The 1,099-nt window shown below is 49.8% G+C and carries 1 protein-coding gene; it reads right to left on the reverse strand.

What is annotated here, in order from left to right; all coding sequences use genetic code 11:
• Positions 1-202 precede the first annotated feature (202 nt).
• Positions 203-814: an ECF transporter S component gene (locus FD07_RS11900; RefSeq protein ID WP_020088221.1), complete on the reverse strand. Its 612-nt coding sequence runs from the start codon at positions 812-814 to the stop codon at positions 203-205.
• Positions 815-1,099: the final 285 nt, after the last annotated feature.

The raw sequence follows: 1,099 nt of genomic DNA on the forward strand, positions 1-1,099 counted from the left end.
TTCCCTCCGGGCGCATCACTACCAATTCGGCAAGCTCATCCCTCGTGGATGAGCTTTTTTTATGCTCAGTTTTCGCCACAAAAAAGCCTGGGATGTGATCCCAAGCTCTACTGCTCTCACGTTTAGATGGTCAAAGTGTGTATCAACAGGCCGCCAGCTCCGCTTAACGCCGCCAACCATTTTTGATCTCACTCGCTCTGGCTTATTTCAATATTTGGGCGCTAATTTTATCCCACCGGTGTCGTAACGGTACGGCAATCAGCGGTGCGACCAGCACATCCAGCACTAATTCTGGAACAGCGTTGGTCACTAGTGAAATCATCAGGACATATCCCAGTGTCTGATTGCCCTTGGCACCAAAGGCGGTCGCAACGGCTGGTGTTTGATAGAAGAAAAAGACCATGCCGAGCACTAAGATCGTATTCGTTAAGGCCGCCACCGCCGCTGCCACCCGCATTGAACGGCGCATCGACCATTGACGTTGTCGACCCCAGAGATAGACGAGTCCGGCGGCAAGGCCCATCAACAACCGTGGAACGACCGATACTAACGGGTTCGTAAAGACCAACGGTGCCACTGGACTGGACGGCCAAGTGAAGGCCCGAATAAATGTAATGAGTCCCCAAAAGCCCCCGATCAACAGACCATCCTTAGGGCCCAACGCGGTTCCAGCCACAATGACCGTCAGTCCAATCAGCGTCATGCTGAAAGGTCCCAGTGGAATATACCCCAGAAATGGGAAGATATTTTGTACCAAAACGATTGCCATCAACAGTGCATCCACGACGAGGCGAAAGGTTTTATGTCGCGTCATTTTAAGTGACCTCCACGTAAAGTTAATGCCGATATTATAGCATGATTTCACAGCTTATGGGAAATTGCACCACTACCAGCTTTCTCTCAGCTTTAGCCCCTTCAGGTGACCTATCATCCTGTGTGTCTTCTTGAACCACTATGCCAACTGTCTTGGGCGAGCGAGAACCGCATCAGGTCAAGCGATTTCCGTCTCTCACCATAAACTAACTTGTATTTTTATCCAAAATCAGTTATAGTAGTTAAGGTGTTGTTAACCACTATGCGCCCGTAGTGTAATGGATCG

This window comes from Levilactobacillus parabrevis ATCC 53295 (assembly GCF_001434055.1).
Lineage (GTDB): Bacteria > Bacillota > Bacilli > Lactobacillales > Lactobacillaceae > Levilactobacillus > Levilactobacillus parabrevis.